A 19,857-nucleotide genomic window follows, 5' to 3' on the forward strand; every position below is an offset into this window, starting at 1 on the left:
CCAGGAGCTAGAAGGCTGCCTTGAAGCGGGCGCGCAGCGACGGCGGCAAAAAGGCCAGCACGTTCCCCGCGAGCACCAGCGCCAGCCCGCACAGCGCGGCCGGCGTCCATTGGTAGCCTTCGTAAATGGTTGAAATCGTCAACGCGACGATGGGGAATAATACCGTGGAATAGGCGGCGCGGTCGGGGCCGATGCGGCCGACCAGCAGCAGGTAGGCCGTAAAGCCGATCACCGAGCCGGGAATGGCCAGGTACAGCAGCGCCCACAGGTAGCGTGGCGACGGGTCGAGCGCGAACGGCATGCCCAGCGCCAGTGCGGCGGCACCGAGCGTGGTGGCGCCGATCAGCATGGCCCAGGTGTTGGTGAGCCAGGGCGTCAGGCCCAGCGCCTGCATGCGCGAGGACAGCAGGTTGCCGCAGGCGAAGCACCAGGTGCCGCCCAGCGACAAGGCCAGGCCCAGCAGCACGCCGCTGTCGTTCCAGTGGCCCTGCATCTGCGGCGCGAACAGCAGCACGATGCCGGCCAGGCCGAACAGCGCGCCGAGCATCACCTGGCCGCGGATCGGGCGGCCGAGGAACAGCCGCCCGGCCAGCGCGATCCACAGCGGCGCGGTGGAAAACACCACGGCTTCCTGGCCGCTGGTGATGTACAGCGCGGCATAATAAAAGCACAGGAAGTTCAGGCAGAACAGCGCGATGCCCTGCGCGAACAGGTAGGGCCAGGCCTGGCGCGGCGGCCACCAGCGCTGGCGCGTGACCAGCAGCGCCGCCAGCAGCAGCGCGGCGGCAATCCAGAAGCGGTAGGCGATCGAGACCGGCGCGGGCACCACGCCCAGTTGAAAGGTGATGGCAATCCAGGTGGTACCCCAGATCAGGACGGTAAGCAGGTAGAGGACAATATTCATGGCGCCAGCATGGGGGCAGGGCGGCGCCGGCGCTTGTCTGAAATTGCGCATATCGCCACGATGGCGATTTTTGCCGTGCTGGCGCGTGCTAGACTTTATCCATGTCACGCCACCCCGATCTGTCCACCGCCCTGCTGTCCGCCCCCGTTTTGCCGGAAGGCCGGCTGTCGCACTCGGTGTTCAAGACCATGTCCGAGACCGACGCCGTGCTCGAGCGCTTTACCTGGCTCGGCGACGAACTGGCGCTGGCGATCTGGCGGCGCGACACGCCGTGCGCCGAAACATCGTATTGCCAGCCGGGCCACCACACGCTGTCGTACTACATGGGCGGCGGCTACCGCACCGAGCGCGGCGAACTGCCCGGCCTGTACGGCGCGCCGCAGCGCCTGTGCACCTTGCCGGACTGGCACGAATCGAGCTGGACGGTGCGCGGCCCGCTGCGCTTCCTGCACGTGTATTTCCTGCCCGAGCACTTCACCCGCCGCGCGGTGGTCGAGCTGGACCGCGAACCGCGCGAACTGACCCTGGCCGACCGCACGTACTTCGAGCACGCGCGTATCGGCCAGCTGTGCGCGGCACTGGCAGGCATGGACTGGATGGGCGCCGACGCCCAGCTGCGCGCCAATGAAATGACCCACGAAACGCTGTCGCACCTGCTGCACGCGCAGTCGCTGCCGCGCCACCAGGGCCGCGTGCGCGGCGGCCTGGCGCCAGCCGTGCGGCGGCTGCTGGCCGACTATATCGAAGCGCACCTGGCGCACCCGCTGACCTTGCAAACCCTGGCGCACCTGGCCTGCCTGTCGGAATACCACCTGCTGCGCATGTTCAAGGTATCGTTCGGCATGACGCCGTCGGCATGGATCGCCGCGCGCCGCATCGAGCACGCGCGCCGGCTGTTGCAGTGCACAGGCCAGCCGCTGCAGCAGATTGCCGATGCCTGCGGCTATGCCGACCTGAGCCACTTCAGCCACCGCTTCCGCGCGGCCGTGGGCGCCGCGCCGGGGCGCTATCGCAGCGTGGTGGCTGGCTGAGAGTCTTTCCGGGCAGGGAATGCGTTGCTGCTTGCGCGTTTCCCTGCCGAGATGGGGGCGCGCTACTCGAACTCGCGGATCAGTTCCACGATCTGGTCGCCATACGATGCCAGCTTTTTCTCGCCCACGCCGGAAATGCCGCGCAAGTCGTCGAGCGCGGTGGGACGGGCCTTGGCGATTTCGCGCAGGGTGGCGTCGTTGAAGATGATGTACGCGGCGACGTTGTGCTCGCGCGCCGTGCCCATGCGCCAGCTGCGCAGGCGGTCGAAGATTTTTTCTTCGGCGGCCGACAAATCGCTTTCCACGTAGCCTTTCGAGGCGCGCGGGGTCTTCTGCTTGACCGGCTTTTGATATTGGCGCAGCTGTACTTTCTGGCCGCCCTTGAGCACGGGACGGGCAGCGTCGGTCAGTTTCAGCGAGCTGTATTGTTCGTGGTCCACCGTGAGCAGGCCGAGCGCGATCATCTGGCGCAGGATGGCGCGCCACTCGTGCTCGCTGCGGTCGGCGCCGATGCCGAACACCGACAGGCTGTCGTGGTGCCAGGTCTTGATGCGGTCGGTTTCCACGCCGCGCAGCACTTCGATCACGTGGCCGGCGGCAAAGCGCTGGTCCACGCGATAGACGGCCGAGAGCAGCTTTTGCACCGGCACCGTGCCGTCGAACGACACCGGTGGAATCAGGCACGTATCGCAGTTGCCGCACGGTCCCGATTGCTCACCGAAATAATCAAGCAGGCGCACGCGGCGGCAACTCAGGGTTTCGCACAGGCCCAGCATGGCGTCGAGCTTGGTGCCGAGCACGCGCTTGAAGGTTTCGTCCGCTTCGGACTCGTCGATCATCCGGCGTTGCAGCACCACGTCCTGCAAACCATAGGCCATCCAGGCGCTGGCGGGACCGCCATCGCGGCCGGCCCGGCCAGTCTCCTGGTAATAGCCCTCGATGCTTTTCGGCAGGTCGAGGTGGCAGACGAAACGCACGTCCGGCTTGTCGATACCCATGCCGAAGGCGATGGTGGCGCACATGACGATGTTTTCTTCGCGCAGGAAGCGGGCCTGGTTGGCGGCGCGCTTGGCGTGGTCCATGCCGGCGTGGTAGGCCAGTGCGCGGATGCCGTTTTCGTTGAGGAATTCGGCGGTCTCCTCGACCTTTTTGCGCGACAGGCAATACACGATGCCGCAGTCACCCGTGTGCTCGGTGGTGATGAAGTCGAGCAGCTGCTTGCGGCCGTTGGCCTTTTCGACGATCTGGTAGCGGATATTGGGGCGGTCGAACGACGAGACGAACTGCGCCGCGTCGCCCAGTTGCAGGCGGTGCACGATCTCGGCGCGGGTTTGCGGGTCGGCCGTGGCAGTAAGGGCAATCCGGGGCACGTCGGGGAACTGCTCGTGCAGCACCGACAGGCGGATGTATTCGGGACGGAAATCATGGCCCCATTGCGACACGCAGTGCGCCTCGTCGATCGCAAACAGGGCGATCTTCGAGTCCTGGAATAAATTCAGGCAGCGCTCGGTCATCAGGCGCTCGGGCGCCACGTACACCAGGTCGATCTGGCCGGTGCGCACCAGCCGCTCGATGCGGTTGGCTTCTTCGTAGGTCTGGGTGGAATTGAGGAAGGCGGCGCGCACGCCCACTTCTTCCAGCGCATCGACCTGGTCCTGCATCAGCGCGATCAAGGGGGAAACCACCACGCCCACGCCGTCGCGCAGCAGGGCGGGAATCTGGTAACACAGCGACTTGCCGCCGCCGGTGGGCATCAGGACCAGGGCGTCGCCGCCGTTGCTGACATGATCGACGATCTCGGCCTGGTGACCGCGAAAGGCCGGGTAGCCGAACACGGTTTCCAGCAAATGGAGAGCGCGCTCCTGGTTTTCCTGATTCATTTACTGCTCGTTCCTACAACAAAGTGATGTCTTGAGTGACCGTCATTAATCGGCCCAGACGATCACGCCATAATAACCGGTTATGAGGACAATCAGGCCGAACACAATCCGGTACCAGGCAAAAATCACGAACGTATGGGTCATGATGTAGCGCAGCAGCCAGCGGATGCACAGGAACGCCGAAATGAAGGCCGAGACGGTGCCGATGGTAAAGAACGAGACATCATCCATCGACAGCAGCGCGCGGTCCTTGTACAGCGAATAGACGGTCGCACCGACCAGGGTCGGAATGGCCAGGAAGAACGAGAACTCGGTGGCGACCTTGCGCGAAAAGCCGAAGATCATGCTGCCCATGATGGTGGCGCCCGAACGGCTGGTGCCGGGGATCAGCGCAAAGGCCTGGGCGATGCCGATTTTCAAGGCATCGACCGGGGTGATCTGGTCGAGCGACGTGATGCGTTCCACGGCCGGATTGTCCTTGGCGCGCTTTTCCACCCACAGGATGATGAAGCCGCCGATGATGAAGGCGGCCGCGACCGGGATCGGTGCAAACAGGTGCGCCTTGATCGACGAGGCGAAGATCAGGCCCAGGATGGCGGCCGGCAAGAACGCGATCAGCACGTTGAGAGCAAAGCGCTGCTGCACCGGATCGCTGAAGATGCCCGACAATACCAGGCCGATACGGGCACGAAACTCCCAGATCACCGCCATCATGGCGCCGGCCTGGATCACGATTTCAAACACTTTCATTTTGTCTTCCATGCCTGCAAACCCCAGCAGGTGTTCGGTCAGGATCAGGTGACCGGTGGAAGAGATCGGCAGAAATTCCGTAAGACCTTCAACCACGCCCATGATGATGGCTTTAATGACGAGAACAATATCCATGAAGTTAAGTATATAAAGGGTTGGAAGTGAGGGGAATGGCTGCAAATGCCGAGGCACCGGGGGCGAAGCTTACCATGTTCGGCGTGCACTATTTGCAATCTGACTAAGCGGTAATGTTGAATGGTGCGCTGCGGAAATATCGAACGGTTCCAAGCGCGTGACGCCGGGAGAGCGGAACCGCCGCATTGCAGCATCCGCACATCAAGAGATACGTCAGCGCAGCCGCAGCAAACGTGTCAGTTCACCGCTTTTTTCGATGGCGTCGATGGCTGCGTTGACCTGGCCCACGCGCAAGTTTCCTTTTCGGGAAATCGCGCAGCCGGTCTTTTCCTCGCTGATGACCAGTTGGCTGAACCCGGCATCGAGCTCACCGCTGGCAAACTGGCGCTCGACCGTGACGCCGGTGGCGAGGAAGTAATCGAAGCGACCGCCTTGCCATTTGCGCAAGGTCAGTTCGAGCGAGGGCGCGTCGTCGCGCACGAAACCGTCGCCGAGGCGGCCCTGCACTTGCGGATAGTTAAAGCCCAGCACGGTGCCGACGGTCTTGCCACGGATGTCTTCGAGCGAGACTGGCGGCGGCACATGACGCGAGGCGATCAACACTTCGGACGTGGGAATGAAGGGGCGGGTCCAATCGACCTTGCCCTGGAACCAGGCCGGCGAATAGCCGCACACGATATCGCCCTCGGCCGCTTCGAGCGCGCCCATCATGCGCTTGCGCGGCAGCGGCATGAAGCGCACCGGCCGCTTGAGCTGGCGCGCCAGCGCCGCCCCCATCGCCTCCTGGAACCCCGAGCGGCGCGACACCGAGGTCTCGCCGGGGGCGTCTTCCACCTTGTGGATGTAGCGGATCGTGGCTTCTGCCTTGCGAGACGGCGCCACCGGAGAGGCTGCCAGCGCAGCAGCCACCCAGGCAGTGCCCAGCAATATCAGTGCCGACACGGGTATCAGTTTGGTCATGTGGTGCCTCGGTCGGGAAGGTGGTGTCACGCTAGCGGATTAGTGGAACGCCGTCAATGTAACCACATGCTAAGATTGTCGTTATGGCCACGAATGATCGTTTTTGGCCAATTCCCTCCGCCGTCCTGCGCTGGTTTTTTATGTTCAGGCTGCGCGTGCATGGTCTGACAAGTTTCGATAATGTGAACGTTGCACATCAGGAGAAATCACTTGAAGAAAATTAGTATTGTGCTGGTCGTCGCGGCCCCGCTGTTAATGCTGGCAGCTTGCAAAAGCGAGAAACCGCCTGAAGTGGTTCAAACCGTGGAATGGTACAAGGCCAACAAGACTGAACGCGCTGAGGTTTTGGCCAAGTGCAAATCCAATCCCGGTGAGCTCGCTGCTACGCCAAACTGTGTCAACGCCACGCGCGCCGACACGTCCACCACCTGGAGCGCAAGAGGTGGCGGTATTGCCCCAGTTAAACCACTGACGGCAGACGACATCAACAAAAAATAGCGTTAATCAAGGAATGGCGAGAAAGCATGCCACTGACGCTTTCTCGCCAGTACTCGAGACAGCGTTGAGCAGACGTCGGCCCGGCTTCCGGCACGTCTTCAAAGCGGGCGAGTTTATCGCCTGTCCGGCGTGGTTGCGCGGTCCAGTTCATTGAGCCACGAGATTGCCTGTTCCCGGTTCGACCCGCACATTTCTTCCGATGGCTGCAGCCCACCGCAGAACCCCGGCCGCTCGGGGCGGCCGAAGATCAGGCAGCGCTGGTCGTCGCCCAGCTGCACGCAGCGCACTCCAGCCGGCTTGCCATTTGGCATGCCGGGAATCGGGCTGGTAATGGAGGGCGCGGTGCAGCAGGCGCCGCAGTGCGGGCGGCAGGCGAATGCCGGGCGCGCGTTGGCCGGGAGGATCAGGGTGCTCATAGGGCCGGTATTTTACCGCGCTTCTGCGGCGATGTCCCCGGCGGCTACCCACGCGGCCACCCGCTGCGCCACCCATTCGCCATCGTCGAGCGGGAGGTCGTGGCCGGCGTTGGGATGGATGCGGTGCTCGGCCCGCCACGCTTGCGCCAGGTGCTGCGAGCAGCGCGGATCGACCAACTGGTCGCCGGTCGAGGACAGCACCAGCAGCGGCAGGGCGGGGCGTGCGGCCGGTGCACGGAAGCGCGCTGCCGCCACCAGCTGGCGCAGCGCGTTGCGGCGGCTGACCGGGAATTCGTGCTGGTAGCCGAGCCAGCGCCGCAGCAGGCCCTCGCGTTCGGCATTGTCGCCATGGCGGCTGGTCAGGCGCAGGATCAGCCGTTCCTGGGCCTCCACGCTGCCGTCCGCCAGCATGTGCACGATGGCGCCATAGTTGCGCCAGCGCAGGCGCTGGTGGAAGCAGCTGAACGGCCGCATGCTGGTGTTGATCAGCACCGCGCGGTCGATCTCGTGCGGATAGCGGCTGGCCCATTCCACCGCCACCATGCCCCCCAGCGACAACGCCAGCAGCGAGTAGGGTGCCCGTACCCCGCGTGCGCGCAGCTCGGCGCGGCACGCTTCCACCATCGCCGCCACCGAAGTCGGGCTGATGGCGGCGTGATGGACGCCGTTGCCGGGCAAATCCGGGGTGATGATGGTGGCGCCCGGCAGCGCCCGCGCCAGTTGGCCGGGGAAGCGGCCCCAGTGGCGCTGTTCGCGTATCAGGCCGCGCAGCAGGATCCAGGTGAGCATCGGATTACGCTCCGTACCAGTGCGTCAGCGAACGCCGCCGCTGCTGCTTGCGCGCCATCCCTTCCGGCACCCAGCGGCCGTGGCTGTTGACGGCCCGCATCAGGAAATCGAACCAGATCAGGTGGCGGCGCAGCACCCGTTGCAGCCGGTGCGCGGCGGTGGGATTGAACATGGCCACGCGGTCGAACAGCTGGCGCGGGTTCTTCTTGACCCACAGCCACGACCCCATCTCCAGCGTGAGCGGTAAAAAAGTGCGCTCGGTGTAGCTGGTGCCGTTCAGGTACAGGTAATCCCACAGGTCGCCGTGGGTGCGGTACTGGCGGCTCTGCGGCTCGAACACGTAGTTGTGGTTGGGATAACTCTCGCTGAACAGTTCTTCGAGCGCGCCAATGTCGGCCAGGTGGGCGATTGGCGCGGCCGTGTGCGCATGGGGAAACCAGATGCGGTCGCGCAGGCCGAAGCCCGAGTGGCAATCGAGCGCCATGCTGAACTGGCGGGTGAGCAGTTCGCGCTCGACCACGTCGCACACGGCCAGGCTTTCCGGTTCCATCGGCGCGCCGGCAGGGCCGCGGTACCAGGGCAGGTGGTGGCTGTAGCGCTGGCCGCCCAGCATGAACGGCACCCGGTCTACGGCCGACAGTGGCGCATTGCGCATCAGATCGACGCCCTGCGGATTGCAGCGCGTGGCCTGCCACATGCCGCCGGGGTTCACCAGCGGCATGAAGACCAGGCGCATCGATTCGAGCTGCTGGTGCAGTGTGCTGTCCCAGCGCAGCCGCGCCAGGATGCTTTCCATGAACGACAGGATGACCTGGGTGCCGATGCGCTCGAGGCCGTGGATGCCGCCGAAGAATCCGAGTGCCGGCACATCCAGGCTGGGATTGCCCAGCGCGATCGAATACACGGGAAAGTCGCGCCCGTCCATGGAGACGGTGCAATGGGTGTCCACCTGCATATGCTTGCCGCCCGCGTCGATCAGGCGTTTCAGGGTGATCAGTTCTGGCAGATTCTTCTCGGGCATGTGCAGGGACACTGGAAGCGGGGACCAACAAGTGTAGCTGAAATTGATTTCGCGCCAGCGCTGCGCACGCTTGGCTTGAGGCAGATACAGGAGAGTGCAGTTCGCCCCTACTACGCTGGACCTTCTTTGCGATTTGGAAATTTACCTAGGAGATACCATGAAACCGAGCATCTTTTTCAGGATGGCCGTGATACTTGGCCTGTTAGCGGCATCGCACGGGGCAAGCGCGTCGTCGCTGCTGCGCGATTTGTCCGGCAATCTCTCTATCGGTACGCTGTCGATCGTGGCGTCTCCGGTTGTCTCGGCGGTAGGCTCCGCGCAAGGTGGCGCCGCGCTCTCGGCCGGACCGGTGATCTTGGTCAGTGGCGCTTCGTTGGTCGTCAGCGGCTTGGTGCACAACGAAAATATGTCCGAGATATTTTTGACGGCGGTCGGATCGGCTGGCCAGTATTCGGTCACTCTCGGCGCTCAGGCCGTCAATGCAGTGGGCCTGGCCGTCGGCGCCATGGTCGAGGTGGTAAGCGAAAGCAGCGGCACTATTTTAGTAACATCCGGAAAAGTACTGGCCTTCATCCCGAATGCCTTGGGTGAAGCGTTGTTGTCACAACAACGGCTGGCAGCTCCATGAGCGCGCGACGCCATGCGGCTTTGCTGGCGATGGTGCTGTGGGCGGTCTGCGCCATGCCGGCCCATGCCGGCCGCGCGTGTGAAGAACAAGCGATGAGTTTCGAAGCTTTGCGCGACGGGCTGGCAACGGGGGCGCGCTTGCAGGCCGCATTGAATGCCACCGGCAGCGACGTGGCGCTGATCGCGCGCCAGGGACAAGACCTGTCCGCCTACGGGCTGAAATACTCGCATGCGGGCCTGGCGTATCGTGCCGGACCCGGGCAGCCATGGCGGGTGTATGAATTGCTCAACGAATGCGGCACCGCAGCGTCTGGCCTGTGGGTCGATGGGTTGGCCAATTTCTTTCTCGAGGGGCCCTTTAGCTACGACGCGTTGATCCTGGTCCCCCCGGCCGCAGCTGCCGAGCGCCTGACACTGGCCTTGCGCGATACGGTGCAACTGCAACGCTTGCACCAGCCGCATTACAGCATGGTGGCTTACCCGTTTGCCACCACCTACCAGAACTCCAACCAGTGGATACTGGAAGTGCTGGCGCATGCTGCGGCCGACCAGGGGCGGGTCGCAACCCGGCAGGAAGCGCAGCAGTGGTTGCAGGCAGCTGGTTACCGCCCCAGCGAAATGCGTATCGGTGCCCTCAAGCGGCTAGGCGGGCGCATGTTCAAGGCCAATGTTGCGTTCGATGACCATCCGAATAACTTGCGCTATGCTGGCCGCATCAATACCGTGACCGTCGATTCGATCAGCGAGTTTCTACGCAGGCAACAAGGCTGGACCATGCAGGAAGTGAAAAAGTAACTTGACGAAATCGTTTACCTTCCATAGCCTTCCTGGTGGAGACTTCAATTCACAATTAAAAAAGGGTAAACGATGACACACGTTTCAAGCCGCCTGGCGATGCTGCTGACCGCCATCCTGGCCTCCGGGGCCGTCCATGCCGCCACGGCGCTCGACATCCAGCCTGGCGGATCTTTCCGCAACACGGACAACAAGAACCTCAAGGATACGAGCGAAGGCACGTACCCGGTTCCCTACAAAAAGCCTACCGCCGCCGAGATCACCGGCGCACTCGACCGCGTGCGCGGCTACGTGGACAGCATCACCCCCACCCGCATCATCGACAAGGCCACCGGCAAGCCGGTCACCGACCTGAAAAAACCTGTCGCTGGCGCCGTGTTCGAGCCGTCGTCCAACGATTTCGGCCTGATGGTCTACGAGATGGGCGTGATTCACTCGGGCCTGATCAAGGCTGCCGAAGTGACCGGCGACAAGCGCTACACCGACATGACGCGCCGCCACTTCCAGTTCTTCAAGGACAGCAAGCCGTACTTCCGCGCCCAGGAAGACCAGTTCAAGCTGGGCCGTGCCAACAGCTTCACCCGTTTCCTGCAGCCGATGTCGCTCGACGACAGCGGCTCGATGTGCGCGGCGCTGGTGCGCGCGCGCTTCGCCAAGGTCGGTCCCGACCTCAAGGACATGATCGACACCTGCAGCGGCTACGTGCAAAAGCAGCAGTACCGCCTGGCCGACGGCACGTTCGCGCGCAAGCGTCCGCAAGCGTCGTCGCTGTGGGCCGATGACATGTACATGGGCATTCCGGCGCTGGCCGAGATGGGCCACCTGACCGGCGACAAAGCCTGGTTCGACGATGCCGCCTCGAACGTGCTGACCATGGCCGAGCACCTGTACAACAAGCAGAACAACCTGTTTACCCACGGCTGGAACGCCAACAACCCGGACGCGCCGCGCTTCTACTGGGCGCGCGCCAACGGCTGGGCAGTGCTGGCCATGAGCGACCTGCTCGACGTGCTGCCGAAAGACCATCCGTCATACAACAAGGTGCTGGCGCAACTGCGCGCCAGCCTGCACGGCATCGCCGAAACCCAGTCCGGCACCGGTCTGTGGCACCAGATGCTCGACCGTAACGACTCGTACCTGGAAACTTCGGCCACCGCCATCTTTGTGTACGTGTTTGCCCATGCGATCAACGAAGGCTGGATCAGCCCGACCACCTACGGCTCCATTGCCCAGGCTGGCTGGGTAGGCCTGAGCACGCGCATCAACGCCAAGGGTCAAGTCGAGGGCACTTGCGTAGGCACCACGTTCGCCAGCGACCACATCTACTACTACAACCGTCCGACCAGCGTCGATGCCATGCACGGCTACGGTCCGGTGTTGCTGGCGGGTGCAGAAATGCTGCGCATGCTGAAAAATCCCGAGATCGACATCCAGCACAAGCTGCGCACGTACCACTACGTGCCACGCGAGCACGGCAAGGCCATCAGCGATCACTGATAGCCTCGATGTCTGATAAGGCGCCGCTGCGAGCGGCGCCTTTTTTTAACCGCGGTACAGCGGGTGGGACGCCACGTGCACCGTGACCTTGTGGTTGATCATGCCGCTTGGCGCGATCTTGGACAGGTCGAAGCGGGCTTCATCGCGCAGCGTCTGGAAGTGCCAGGTGAAGCTTTGGCCGTTGACGCGAAACTCCACGGTCTCGCCGTTGTTCACGTTGACCGCCCGGGTTTTTTCCGTGATCACCACGTGGCGCTCGGCGGCGGTGGCTGGCGCCATGGTGCCGTACGGGGCAGCCTTGGTACCGGCGGCGTGGGCGCCGCCAGCCAGCAGTGCTGCGGCCAGGCCCGTTGCCAGGGTGGTTGCGAGAGCGGCTTTGCGGAAGGTCTTGAACATGATGAAATCCTTTGAGTGGTAGAGCAGGGGTTCCTGCGGTCGTTGCCGGCATACGTTCGATTTGCTGCCGACAGAACACAGTATGGATGCGCCGTCCACGCCTAAAATCTGCCGCTCGGGGTGTACGGCATATGCCGGTCGGCATATTTCGCTGGTGGCATCCGAGGCGTGCCTCTAGCAGAGCGCAAGGCGCTTCGCTATAGTGGCTGCCAAGCCCATCCTTACCGAAGGAATTACCGATGCATCCCGAAAAAATGACCGGCCTGGAATTGCTGCAGGCAGCGATAGACGGCAAGTTTCCCCGCCCACCGATGTCCGACACCATGCCGATGGAAATCACCGAGGCCAAGGCCGGCTACATTCTCGGCACCGCGCGCGCCGACGAGCGCCACATCAACGTGATGGGCGGCATCCACGGCGGCTTTGCCGCCACCATCCTCGACTCGGCCACCGGCTGCGCCGTGCACTCGATGCTGGAAGCGGGCGTGGGCTACGGCACCACCGACCTCAGCGTCAAAATGTTCCGCCCGGTACCCAAGGGCGAAACCTTGATCGTCGAAGGCAAGATCATCAACCTCTCGCGCAGCCTCGGCGTGTCCGAAGGCACGCTCAAGACTGCCGACGGCAAGCTGCTGGCCCACGCCACCGCCACCTGTTTTATTTTGCGCCGCGACTGACCATGTTGAACCTGACCCGGCAATTCTTCCGCGCCGCCGGCCTGGCCGCGCTGGTCGCTTCCAGCAGTGCCTGGGCCGCCGTGGCCGTCGGCGCCGATGACGCCAACTTGCAATACACGGGCCGCATCGACTTCGCCGACAAGGCGGCGCCGGTGATCTCGTGGCCCGGCACCAGCATCGAAGGCAACTTCACCGGCAGCAGCCTGGCGGTCACGCTCGATGACCAATACGGCAAGAACTGGTTCAACGTTTTTATTGACGGCAAGCTCGATAAACCGGTGATCATCAGCGCCGCCAAGGGCGGCAAGACTTACCCGGTGGCGACCGGCTTGCCGGCCGGTCCGCACCGCTTCCTGATTACCAAGCGTACCGAGGGTGAGGAGGGCGCGACCGTGTTCCGTGGCCTGGAACTGGCCGACGGCGCCAGGTTGCTGGCGCCGCCCCCGCGCAAGGCGCGCCGCATCGCCTTTTTTGGCGACTCGATCACCAGCGGCATGGGCAACGAGGCGCCCGACGACGGCCCCGATCACGAACTCAAGGACAAGAACAACTTCATGGCGTACGACGCCATCACCGCGCGCGCGCTCGACGCGGAAATGCACGTGGTGTCGCAAAGCGGCATCGGCGTGATGATCAGCTGGTTCCCGTTCATCATGCCGCAGTTTTACGACCAGTTGAGCGCGGTGGGCAACAACGACAGCCGCTGGGATTTCAGCCAGTGGACGCCGGACGTGGTGGTGATCAACCTGTTCCAGAACGACAAATGGCTGATCGACCGCGAGCAGCGGCTCAAGCCAATCCCGACCGACGCGCAGCGCATCGCCGCCTACAAGGATTTGGTGAAAAAGATCCGCGCCGAGTATCCGCGCGCCTACATCATCTGCGCACTGGGCAGCATGGACGCGGTGAGCCCGGGCAGCAAGTGGCCCGGCTACGTGAGCAGCGCGGTGGCGCAACTACGCGCCGAGCAGGATGAACGCATCGACACGCTGTTTTTCGACTACACGGGCTACGACAAACACCCGCGCGTGAAACACCACCAGGCCAATGCCGCCAAGCTGACGGCGTTTGTCCGCCAAAAAATGGGTTGGTAACTTCGGGGTCAGTGCCGACATTCGGACACGAACTGAGCCCTATAGCGGTTGGGCCCGTGTCCAAATGTCGGCACTGACCCTAATGCCGTTACTAATGCCGTTAAGTTAAGCTCCGCATAGCCGTCGTACCCGCGCAGGCGGGTACCCAAGTTCTGCAAAATCCCCGGAAACGCCTGCCAAATTGGGTCCCCGCCTGCGCAGGGACGACATTTTTAAGCAAACAAAATTAAGACTTTTCGCTTAACTTAACGGCATTAGGCACTGACCCTGAACTTTAAAATTCTTCCCAGTCGCCGTCGCTGCTGGCGGCGGGTTTGGTGCGGGCGGGTTTGTCGGCCAGTTTTAATGCTGGCGATTTGGCCGCTGGCCTGGCTGCCGGTTTGGTAATCGCAGGGCGGGTGGCTGGGGCTGCTGCTTTGGCTGCTGCCGGACGCGATGCTGTTGACGCGCGAGCCGGGCTGCCAGCCACCTGGAACACACTCACCATCTCGGCCAGTTTGACTGCCTGCTCCTGCATCGCTTGCGAAGCGGCGGCGGCTTGTTCCACCAGTGCGGCATTTTGCTGGGTGACCGTGTCCATCTCGGCCACGGCGGTGTTGATCTGCTCGATGCCCAGTTCCTGCTCGCGGCCGGCCGAGCTGATCTCGCCCATGATCTGCGTGACGCGGCGCACGCTGCTGACGATTTCCGTCATGGTGGTGCCCGCTTCGTTCACCAGCGCGCTGCCGGTGCCCACTTTTTCCACCGAATCGGTAATGAGCTGCTTGATGTCCTTGGCGGCGCTGGCCGAGCGGTGCGCCAGGTTGCGCACTTCGGTGGCCACTACCGCGAAGCCACGGCCCTGCTCGCCGGCGCGGGCCGCTTCCACGGCCGCGTTCAGCGCCAGGATGTTGGTCTGGAAGGCGATGCCGTCGATCACGCCGATGATGTCGGCGATCTTGTCCGACGATTCGGTGATTGAGGCCATGGTATCGACCACGCGCGCGACCAGCTCGCCCCCCTTGACGGCGATGTCCGAGGCGGAACCGACCAGCTGGTTGGCCTGGCGGGCGTTGTCCGAATTTTGTTTGACGGTCGAGGTCAGTTCCTCCAGCGATGACGCGGTTTCCTCCAGGCTTGCGGCCTGCTGTTCGGTGCGGCGCGACAGGTCCATATTGCCGGCGGCGATTTCATTGCTGGCAGTGGCGATGGCGTCGCTGCCGTCGCGCACGCTGCGCACGGTGTCGGCCAGGCGGTCCTGCATCTGGTGCAGGCCGGTCATCAGCGCGCCCATTTCATCCTGGCGGCCGAGGTCGATGGTATTGGCCAGGTTGCCGTCGGCAATGGCGTTGAAGTGCTTCAATGCTTCGCCCAGCGGGTTCATCACGGCGCGCAGCAGCATGAGCGACGACACCAGCGCCACGACCAGGCCCAGCACGATGGCAACGATGGCGAAGGTCATGTTGCGGTTGTAGGCGGCCTGGCTGGCCTCGTATTGCCTGGCAGTCGATTCGAGCTGGTACACGGACAGCTTTTCGGCGCTGTCGGTGTACAGGCGGAACAGGCGGGTCACTTCGCTGAGCATCAGGCGGTCAATTTCCGGCTGGTTCTTCTCGCGCAGCGCCTTGAATGCCTGCTGGATGCCGTCCTTGATCAGCGCGGTGCGCGCGGCGCCGGTCTGGTCGGCCAGCGCTTTTTCACCGTCGCCGAAAGGCAGTGCGGTATAGCGCGCCCAGGCTTTGTCGCTGGCGTCGAGGAAGCCTTGCGAGCGGGCCAGCGTTTCTTCAGCATTGGCCGCGTCCGGCTTGAGCGCCACGCGGTCGATCGACAGGCGCGCGCGGTCGATCTGGATCTGGGTGTCGGCAATGGCCTTCATCGACACCATGGAATTTTCGTAGACGTCCTTGAGTACGCCGTTGGTGGTGTGCAGCGCCGAGATGCCGCGCACGCCAATAAAGATCATCAAGGCGCCGAGCAGCAGCATGGTCCCGATCAGGCGGGTGCGGATAGTGAGGTTTGAAAACATGGTGTGTTCCATTCGAGAAGTGTCGCAAGGCCAAAATACGGTCAACGTAAGCAGGATTGCAATGTCAACAGCGGCAACGGACCAGGGGACGTGGCGGCCGGTTGCGGAAAATCGGTCTCTACGCTGTGCGCCGGGATGGCGGTGGGCAGCGATGCGGCAGGGGAATGGGCCACATGGAGGGTTCGGTCACTGCGGCGGGGATAAGGCCGTAGACTTGCATGCGCGTAGTCTGAAAGACCGGCAGTGTGACAGCGAACGCCGCCAGTCTAGCTGATTAATTTCTGGTGGGCAAATGAAACAAATTGAATTGCAGATGATTTTGCGACACTTCAGCGCGGCCGCGCCGGATTGCCGACCACGGTCACGCCGGGTGCAACGTCGCGCGTGACCACGCTGCCGGCGCCGATCAGGGCATCGTCGCCGATGGTCACGCCCGGCATGATCAGCGCGCCGGCACCGATCCAGACATTCTTGCCGATCTTGATCGGCCGCCCGAACTCCAGCCCTTGGGCGCGCAGCGCCGGTTCGCGCGGATGGTCGGCGGTGAGGATTTGCACGCCGGGCCCGATCTGCGTGCCGTCGCCGATTTCCACCTGTACCACGTCGAGAATGACGCAGTTGAAATTCATGAACACGCCGTCGCCGAGCGTGATGTTGTAGCCGTAGTCGAGGTGGAACGGCGGACGCACCACGCAGTGCTTGCCGACGGCGCCCAAGCCTTCGTGCAGCAGTTCAGCATGTTGTTGCGGTGTCAGGCCGATGCTGCGGTTGTAGCGCTCCATCCAGTGGCGGGCGGCAGCCTGGTCGGCCTGCAGTTCGTCATCGACGGCAGTGTAAAACTCGCCGGCCAGCATTTTCTGTTTTTCGGTTTTGGTATTGGGCATCGTCAGCATTTCCTTTGGCAAGAGTGTGGATTTTGCCATAGTTGTCAGCAGGGCCAGGCACCGCACCTTGACGTCCCCCGGCCTTGCGCTTATATTAATGACTTACAAGTAAGTAACAGTCAGGCAAGAGTCGATCCCCCATGCAAGCCCCTCAAGACAACAAGCCCCGCTGGGAGCGGCGCAAGGATGCGCGCCCGCAGGAATTGCTGGCCGCTGCCCTCGACCAGTTCGTCGAACGTGGTTATGCCGCCACCCGGCTGGAAGACGTGGCCAAGCGCGCCGGCGTGTCCAAGGGCACGCTTTACCTGTATTTCACCAACAAGGAAGAGCTGTTCAAGGCCGTGGTGCGTGGCACCATTGTCGAAGTTATCGGCGAGGCCGAGCAGGATGCCGCCGGTTTCGAAGGCCACAGCGCCGCGCTGATGCGCGAGCTGCTGATGCGCTGGTGGAACCAGTGCTGCTCCAGCCAACTGGCCGGGATCACCAAGCTGATGTTCGCCGAAGGTAACAACTTTCCGGAACTGGCGCATTTTTACAACGAAGAAGTGGTGGCGCGCGGTACCGGACTGATCCGCAGCGTGCTGGTGCGCGGCATTGATCGCGGCGAGTTTCGCGCCGTCGATCCCGACGTCATGACGCCGGTGCTGGTGGCGCCGGTGATGATGCTCATGATGTGGACCCAGTCCTTCATGCCCGCCTGCGAGATGCCACCGATCGATCCGCACGCCTATATGGACCTGTTTATCACCACCAACCTGGCCGGCCTGGCCGCCCCCGCGCAGTGAGCCGGCGCCGCAGCGTTACGCCCCTGCGCGGCCAGCTTGCCGTTTCCGCCGGTTCAACCCCCTCAAATTGCAGCCTGTCGCAATTTCCCGCGATCCGACCGTCATATCGTTAATATGTCCCCCGATGTCAGTTCAACGATAAAATGACGGATTATTTAATCCCGACCGAGTCTTAAGATGAATATTGAACAAGTCCGCTTCAACATGATCGAACAGCAAATCCGCCCTTGGGACGTCCTCGACACCGAAGTGCTGGACCTGCTGCACGTGGTCAAGCGCGAGAATTTCGTGCCTGTCGCCCACAAGGCGCTGGCCTTTGCCGATACCGAAATTCCACTGCCAGGCGGCGAGAACATGTTGTTCCCGAAGATCGAAGCGCGCCTGCTGCAAGACGTCATGGTCAAGAAACATGAGTCGGTGCTGGAAATCGGTACCGGCTCCGGCTACATGGCTGCGCTGCTGGCATACCGCGCGCGCCACGTGACCACCGTGGAAATCTCGCCGGAACTCAAAGCCCTGGCCGAGCAGAACCTGGCCGCCAACGGCGTGGCCAATGTCACGGTCGAACTGGGCGATGGCGCGCAGGGCTGGACCAACGGCGCACCGTTCGATGTGATCGTGGTGTCGGGTTCGCTGCCGGAACTGCCGGAAGCGCTGCTCAAGCAGCTCAAGGTCGGCGGCCGCCTGGCGGTCATCATCGGCCAGGCGCCGGCGATGAAGGCGCAGCTGATCACCCGTACCGGCGAAGCCGGCTACGACACGCGCACGCTGTTCGAGACCTCGGTCAAGCCTTTGCTGCTGGCTTCCAGGCCGTCGGCGTTCAAGTTCTGAGCGGGGCCGGCATGCAGATGATCACCGCGCCGGAACTGGCGGCCTGGCTGGCCGACGATACGCGCGCCAAGCCGGTGCTGCTCGATGTACGCGAGCCGTGGGAATTCGACGAGTGCCGTATCGACGGCTCGGTGCTGATTCCGATGAACACCATCCCGGGACGCATCGACGACCTCGATGAAGATGCCGAGATCGTCTGCATCTGCCACCACGGCGCACGCAGCATGAACGTGGCAGCGTTCCTCGAGCGTCACGGCTTCGGCAAGATGGTCAACCTGACGGGCGGCATCCATGCCTGGGCCCTGCAAGTTGATCCGGCAATGAAAAAGTATTAAAGGTATTAAAGGTAGAGAACGCAAGCGCCGGCCATCACCGGCGCTGCGGGAGCAGTGTTTGATTCGATCAACTTAAAAAGACTCCAACGGAGAAAGCAATGCAGAAATCCCTTATCGCCGTGCTGCTGTCCAGCGCTTTGATGACCTTGGCTTTACCTGGCGCACAGGCCGCCGATCTTATCCAAGTCTATCAGCAAGCACTGGCGAACGACGCCACGTACGCCAGCGCCCGCTCGTCACTGGATGCGGGGCGCGAGCGCACCACCCAGGGACGCGCCGGCCTGCTGCCGTCGGTCTCGGCGCAGGGGAGCAATACTCGTAACAATGGCGATTTCCGCCCGTTCAACGAGGGACAACTGATTACCGACGGTAGCGGCATCGGCTTTGTCACCCGGCGCGATACGGACAACCACGTCAACAGCTATTCCGTCACGCTGAGCCAGCCGCTGTTCAACTGGGCCGCCTGGCAAACCTATCAGCAGAGCAAGCTGGTCCAGGCCATCTCCGAAGCCACGTTCGCCCAGGCCCGCCAGGACCTGATCACCCGCGTGGCGCAAGCGTATTTCGACGTGCTCACGGCGCAGGACAACCTCACCGCCACCCAGGCGCAAAAAACCGCGACCACCGAGCAGCTGGCTTCGGCCAAGCGCAATTTCGAAGTGGGCACCCAGACCATCACCGATACCCACGAGGCGCAAGCCGCGTACGACCTGGTGGTGGCGCAGGAGTTTGCCGCGATTACCGACCTCGATAACAAGCGCACCGCGCTGCAAGTCATTACCGGCAAGCCGACCGGCGAACTGGCGCCGCTGCGCGCCGGCGTGACCATCTCGGCGCCGGAGCCGGCCGCCATCGATCCGTGGGTGTCGTCGGCCGAAGGCCAGAACTTCTCGGTGATCGCTTCGCAGCTGCAGCTGGAAATTTCCAAGCGCGACATCTCGCGCAACCGTGCCGGCCACATGCCGACCCTGAACCTGGCCGCATCGACCAGCCACCAAAGCACCACCGCGTCAGGCACGCAAAAGAACAACGCCATCGGCGTCACCTGGAGCGTGCCGATCTTCAGCGGCTTTGCCGTCACCAGCCAGGTGCGCGAAGCGATCGCGCTGGAAGACAAGGCCCGCAACGACCTGGAAGCTACCAAGCGGCTGGCCGCACAAAATGCCCGGGTGGCATTCCTCGGCATGAACAGCGGCCTGGCGCAAGTCAAAGCGCTGGAAGCGGCGGAAGTGTCGAGCAAGTCCTCGCTCGATTCCAACAAGCTCGGCTACCAGGTGGGCGTGCGCATCAATATCGACGTGCTGAACGCCCAGCGCCAGCTGTACGCGACCCAGAAAGACCTGTCCAAGGCGCGCTACGACACCGTCATGAACGGCCTGCGCCTGCGTTCCGCCGCTGGCACGCTGCGCGAGGATGACCTGGCGCCGATCAACGCCTTGCTGCAACATTAAGACGGAATTCACGCAACAAAAGTTGCCTTTCGTTATCGTATTAAGTTAGTATCCATTCCTGTTGTTTTACAAATAATTAAGCTTTCGTACTAATTA

At 63.0% G+C, this 19,857-nt stretch carries 21 protein-coding genes; 11 read left to right on the top strand and 10 right to left on the bottom strand.

Features of this window, described 5'->3' with window-relative positions:
- Nucleotides 1-7 precede the first annotated feature (7 nt).
- On the bottom strand, nt 8-904 hold the full coding sequence (locus SR858_RS00850) for a DMT family transporter (RefSeq protein ID WP_019923710.1): 897 nt from the start codon (nt 902-904) through the stop codon (nt 8-10).
- Nucleotides 905-1,005: 101 nt separating this feature from the next.
- Here SR858_RS00850 and SR858_RS00855 point away from each other — a divergent pair, with 101 nt between their 5' ends.
- Nucleotides 1,006-1,935 carry an AraC family transcriptional regulator gene (locus tag SR858_RS00855; protein ID WP_019923711.1) on the top strand — a complete coding sequence of 310 codons (930 nt, stop codon included), beginning with the start codon at nt 1,006-1,008 and terminating at the stop codon, nt 1,933-1,935.
- Between the two features lie 62 nt (nt 1,936-1,997).
- Here SR858_RS00855 and recQ read toward each other — a convergent pair whose 3' ends face one another.
- From recQ to SR858_RS00870, 3 genes are all read right to left on the bottom strand, one after another.
- The gene (gene recQ / locus SR858_RS00860) at nt 1,998-3,815 is read right to left on the bottom strand and encodes a DNA helicase RecQ (protein WP_019923712.1); all 1,818 of its coding nucleotides are present in this window, start codon (nt 3,813-3,815) and stop codon (nt 1,998-2,000) included.
- A 45-nt stretch (nt 3,816-3,860) separates the two neighbouring features.
- A complete protein-coding gene (locus tag SR858_RS00865; RefSeq protein WP_019923713.1) occupies nt 3,861-4,700 on the bottom strand; it encodes an undecaprenyl-diphosphate phosphatase in 840 nt (279 codons plus the stop codon).
- Between the two features lie 213 nt (nt 4,701-4,913).
- Nucleotides 4,914-5,660, bottom strand: a complete 747-nt coding sequence (locus SR858_RS00870) for a substrate-binding periplasmic protein (protein WP_019923714.1) — start codon at nt 5,658-5,660, stop codon at nt 4,914-4,916.
- A gap of 210 nt (nt 5,661-5,870) precedes the next feature.
- Between SR858_RS00870 and SR858_RS00875 the strand changes: the two genes are divergently transcribed.
- A complete protein-coding gene (locus tag SR858_RS00875) occupies nt 5,871-6,158 on the top strand; it encodes an EexN family lipoprotein (RefSeq protein ID WP_154820039.1) in 288 nt (95 codons plus the stop codon).
- Nucleotides 6,159-6,271: 113 nt separating this feature from the next.
- Here the strand turns inward: SR858_RS00875 and SR858_RS00880 are convergent, their stop codons facing one another.
- Genes SR858_RS00880 through SR858_RS00890 form a run of 3 tightly spaced genes read right to left on the bottom strand, consistent with a single transcriptional unit; the run spans nt 6,272 to nt 8,384 of the window.
- Complete coding sequence (locus tag SR858_RS00880) at nt 6,272-6,574, bottom strand: YkgJ family cysteine cluster protein (protein ID WP_019923715.1); 303 nt, start codon at nt 6,572-6,574, stop codon at nt 6,272-6,274.
- 12 nt (nt 6,575-6,586) lie between these two features.
- A complete protein-coding gene (locus SR858_RS00885; RefSeq protein ID WP_019923716.1) occupies nt 6,587-7,363 on the bottom strand; it encodes an alpha/beta fold hydrolase in 777 nt (258 codons plus the stop codon).
- A 4-nt stretch (nt 7,364-7,367) separates the two neighbouring features.
- Nucleotides 7,368-8,384: a M14 family zinc carboxypeptidase gene (locus SR858_RS00890; protein ID WP_019923717.1), complete on the bottom strand. Its 1,017-nt coding sequence runs from the start codon at nt 8,382-8,384 to the stop codon at nt 7,368-7,370.
- Between the two features lie 157 nt (nt 8,385-8,541).
- On the opposite strand from SR858_RS00890, the gene SR858_RS00895 reads away from it, so the two are divergent.
- From SR858_RS00895 to SR858_RS00905, 3 genes are all read left to right on the top strand, one after another.
- Entirely contained in the window at nt 8,542-9,012 is a 471-nt protein-coding gene (locus SR858_RS00895; RefSeq protein WP_019923718.1) for a hypothetical protein, read from the top strand.
- Nucleotides 9,009-9,806 carry a DUF2145 domain-containing protein gene (locus tag SR858_RS00900; protein ID WP_019923719.1) on the top strand — a complete coding sequence of 266 codons (798 nt, stop codon included), beginning with the start codon at nt 9,009-9,011 and terminating at the stop codon, nt 9,804-9,806. The genes SR858_RS00895 and SR858_RS00900 overlap by 4 nt, the downstream gene beginning before the upstream one ends.
- 72 nt (nt 9,807-9,878) lie before the next feature.
- Nucleotides 9,879-11,303 carry a glycoside hydrolase family 88/105 protein gene (locus SR858_RS00905; RefSeq protein ID WP_322534261.1) on the top strand — a complete coding sequence of 475 codons (1,425 nt, stop codon included), beginning with the start codon at nt 9,879-9,881 and terminating at the stop codon, nt 11,301-11,303.
- 45 nt (nt 11,304-11,348) lie between these two features.
- Here the strand turns inward: SR858_RS00905 and SR858_RS00910 are convergent, their stop codons facing one another.
- Nucleotides 11,349-11,699, bottom strand: coding sequence for a CzcE family metal-binding protein (locus tag SR858_RS00910; RefSeq protein ID WP_019923721.1), 351 nt, complete (start codon nt 11,697-11,699; stop codon nt 11,349-11,351).
- A 239-nt stretch (nt 11,700-11,938) separates the two neighbouring features.
- Between SR858_RS00910 and SR858_RS00915 the strand changes: the two genes are divergently transcribed.
- Entirely contained in the window at nt 11,939-12,376 is a 438-nt protein-coding gene (locus tag SR858_RS00915; RefSeq protein ID WP_019923722.1) for a PaaI family thioesterase, read from the top strand.
- A gap of 2 nt (nt 12,377-12,378) precedes the next feature.
- A complete protein-coding gene (locus SR858_RS00920; RefSeq protein WP_019923723.1) occupies nt 12,379-13,470 on the top strand; it encodes a GDSL-type esterase/lipase family protein in 1,092 nt (363 codons plus the stop codon).
- Between the two features lie 274 nt (nt 13,471-13,744).
- Here SR858_RS00920 and SR858_RS00925 read toward each other — a convergent pair whose 3' ends face one another.
- Nucleotides 13,745-15,475 (bottom strand): methyl-accepting chemotaxis protein, encoded by a 1,731-nt coding sequence (locus SR858_RS00925; RefSeq protein ID WP_040378084.1) that lies wholly within the window; start codon nt 15,473-15,475, stop codon nt 13,745-13,747.
- Between the two features lie 329 nt (nt 15,476-15,804).
- The gene (locus tag SR858_RS00930; RefSeq protein WP_019923725.1) at nt 15,805-16,368 is read right to left on the bottom strand and encodes a sugar O-acetyltransferase; all 564 of its coding nucleotides are present in this window, start codon (nt 16,366-16,368) and stop codon (nt 15,805-15,807) included.
- A gap of 131 nt (nt 16,369-16,499) precedes the next feature.
- On the opposite strand from SR858_RS00930, the gene SR858_RS00935 reads away from it, so the two are divergent.
- The 4 genes from SR858_RS00935 (at nt 16,500) to SR858_RS00950 (ending at nt 19,761) form a co-directional block, all read left to right on the top strand.
- Nucleotides 16,500-17,144, top strand: a complete 645-nt coding sequence (locus tag SR858_RS00935) for a TetR/AcrR family transcriptional regulator (protein ID WP_019923726.1) — start codon at nt 16,500-16,502, stop codon at nt 17,142-17,144.
- Between the two features lie 177 nt (nt 17,145-17,321).
- Nucleotides 17,322-17,975, top strand: a complete 654-nt coding sequence (locus tag SR858_RS00940; protein ID WP_019923727.1) for a protein-L-isoaspartate O-methyltransferase family protein — start codon at nt 17,322-17,324, stop codon at nt 17,973-17,975.
- 11 nt (nt 17,976-17,986) lie between these two features.
- Nucleotides 17,987-18,310, top strand: coding sequence for a rhodanese-like domain-containing protein (locus SR858_RS00945; RefSeq protein WP_019923728.1), 324 nt, complete (start codon nt 17,987-17,989; stop codon nt 18,308-18,310).
- 98 nt (nt 18,311-18,408) lie between these two features.
- The gene (locus SR858_RS00950; protein WP_019923729.1) at nt 18,409-19,761 is read left to right on the top strand and encodes a TolC family outer membrane protein; all 1,353 of its coding nucleotides are present in this window, start codon (nt 18,409-18,411) and stop codon (nt 19,759-19,761) included.
- The last annotated feature ends 96 nt before the right edge of the window (nt 19,762-19,857 follow it).

The organism is Duganella zoogloeoides, from assembly GCF_034479515.1.
In the GTDB taxonomy this organism is placed as follows: Bacteria; Pseudomonadota; Gammaproteobacteria; order Burkholderiales; family Burkholderiaceae_D; genus Rugamonas; species Rugamonas zoogloeoides.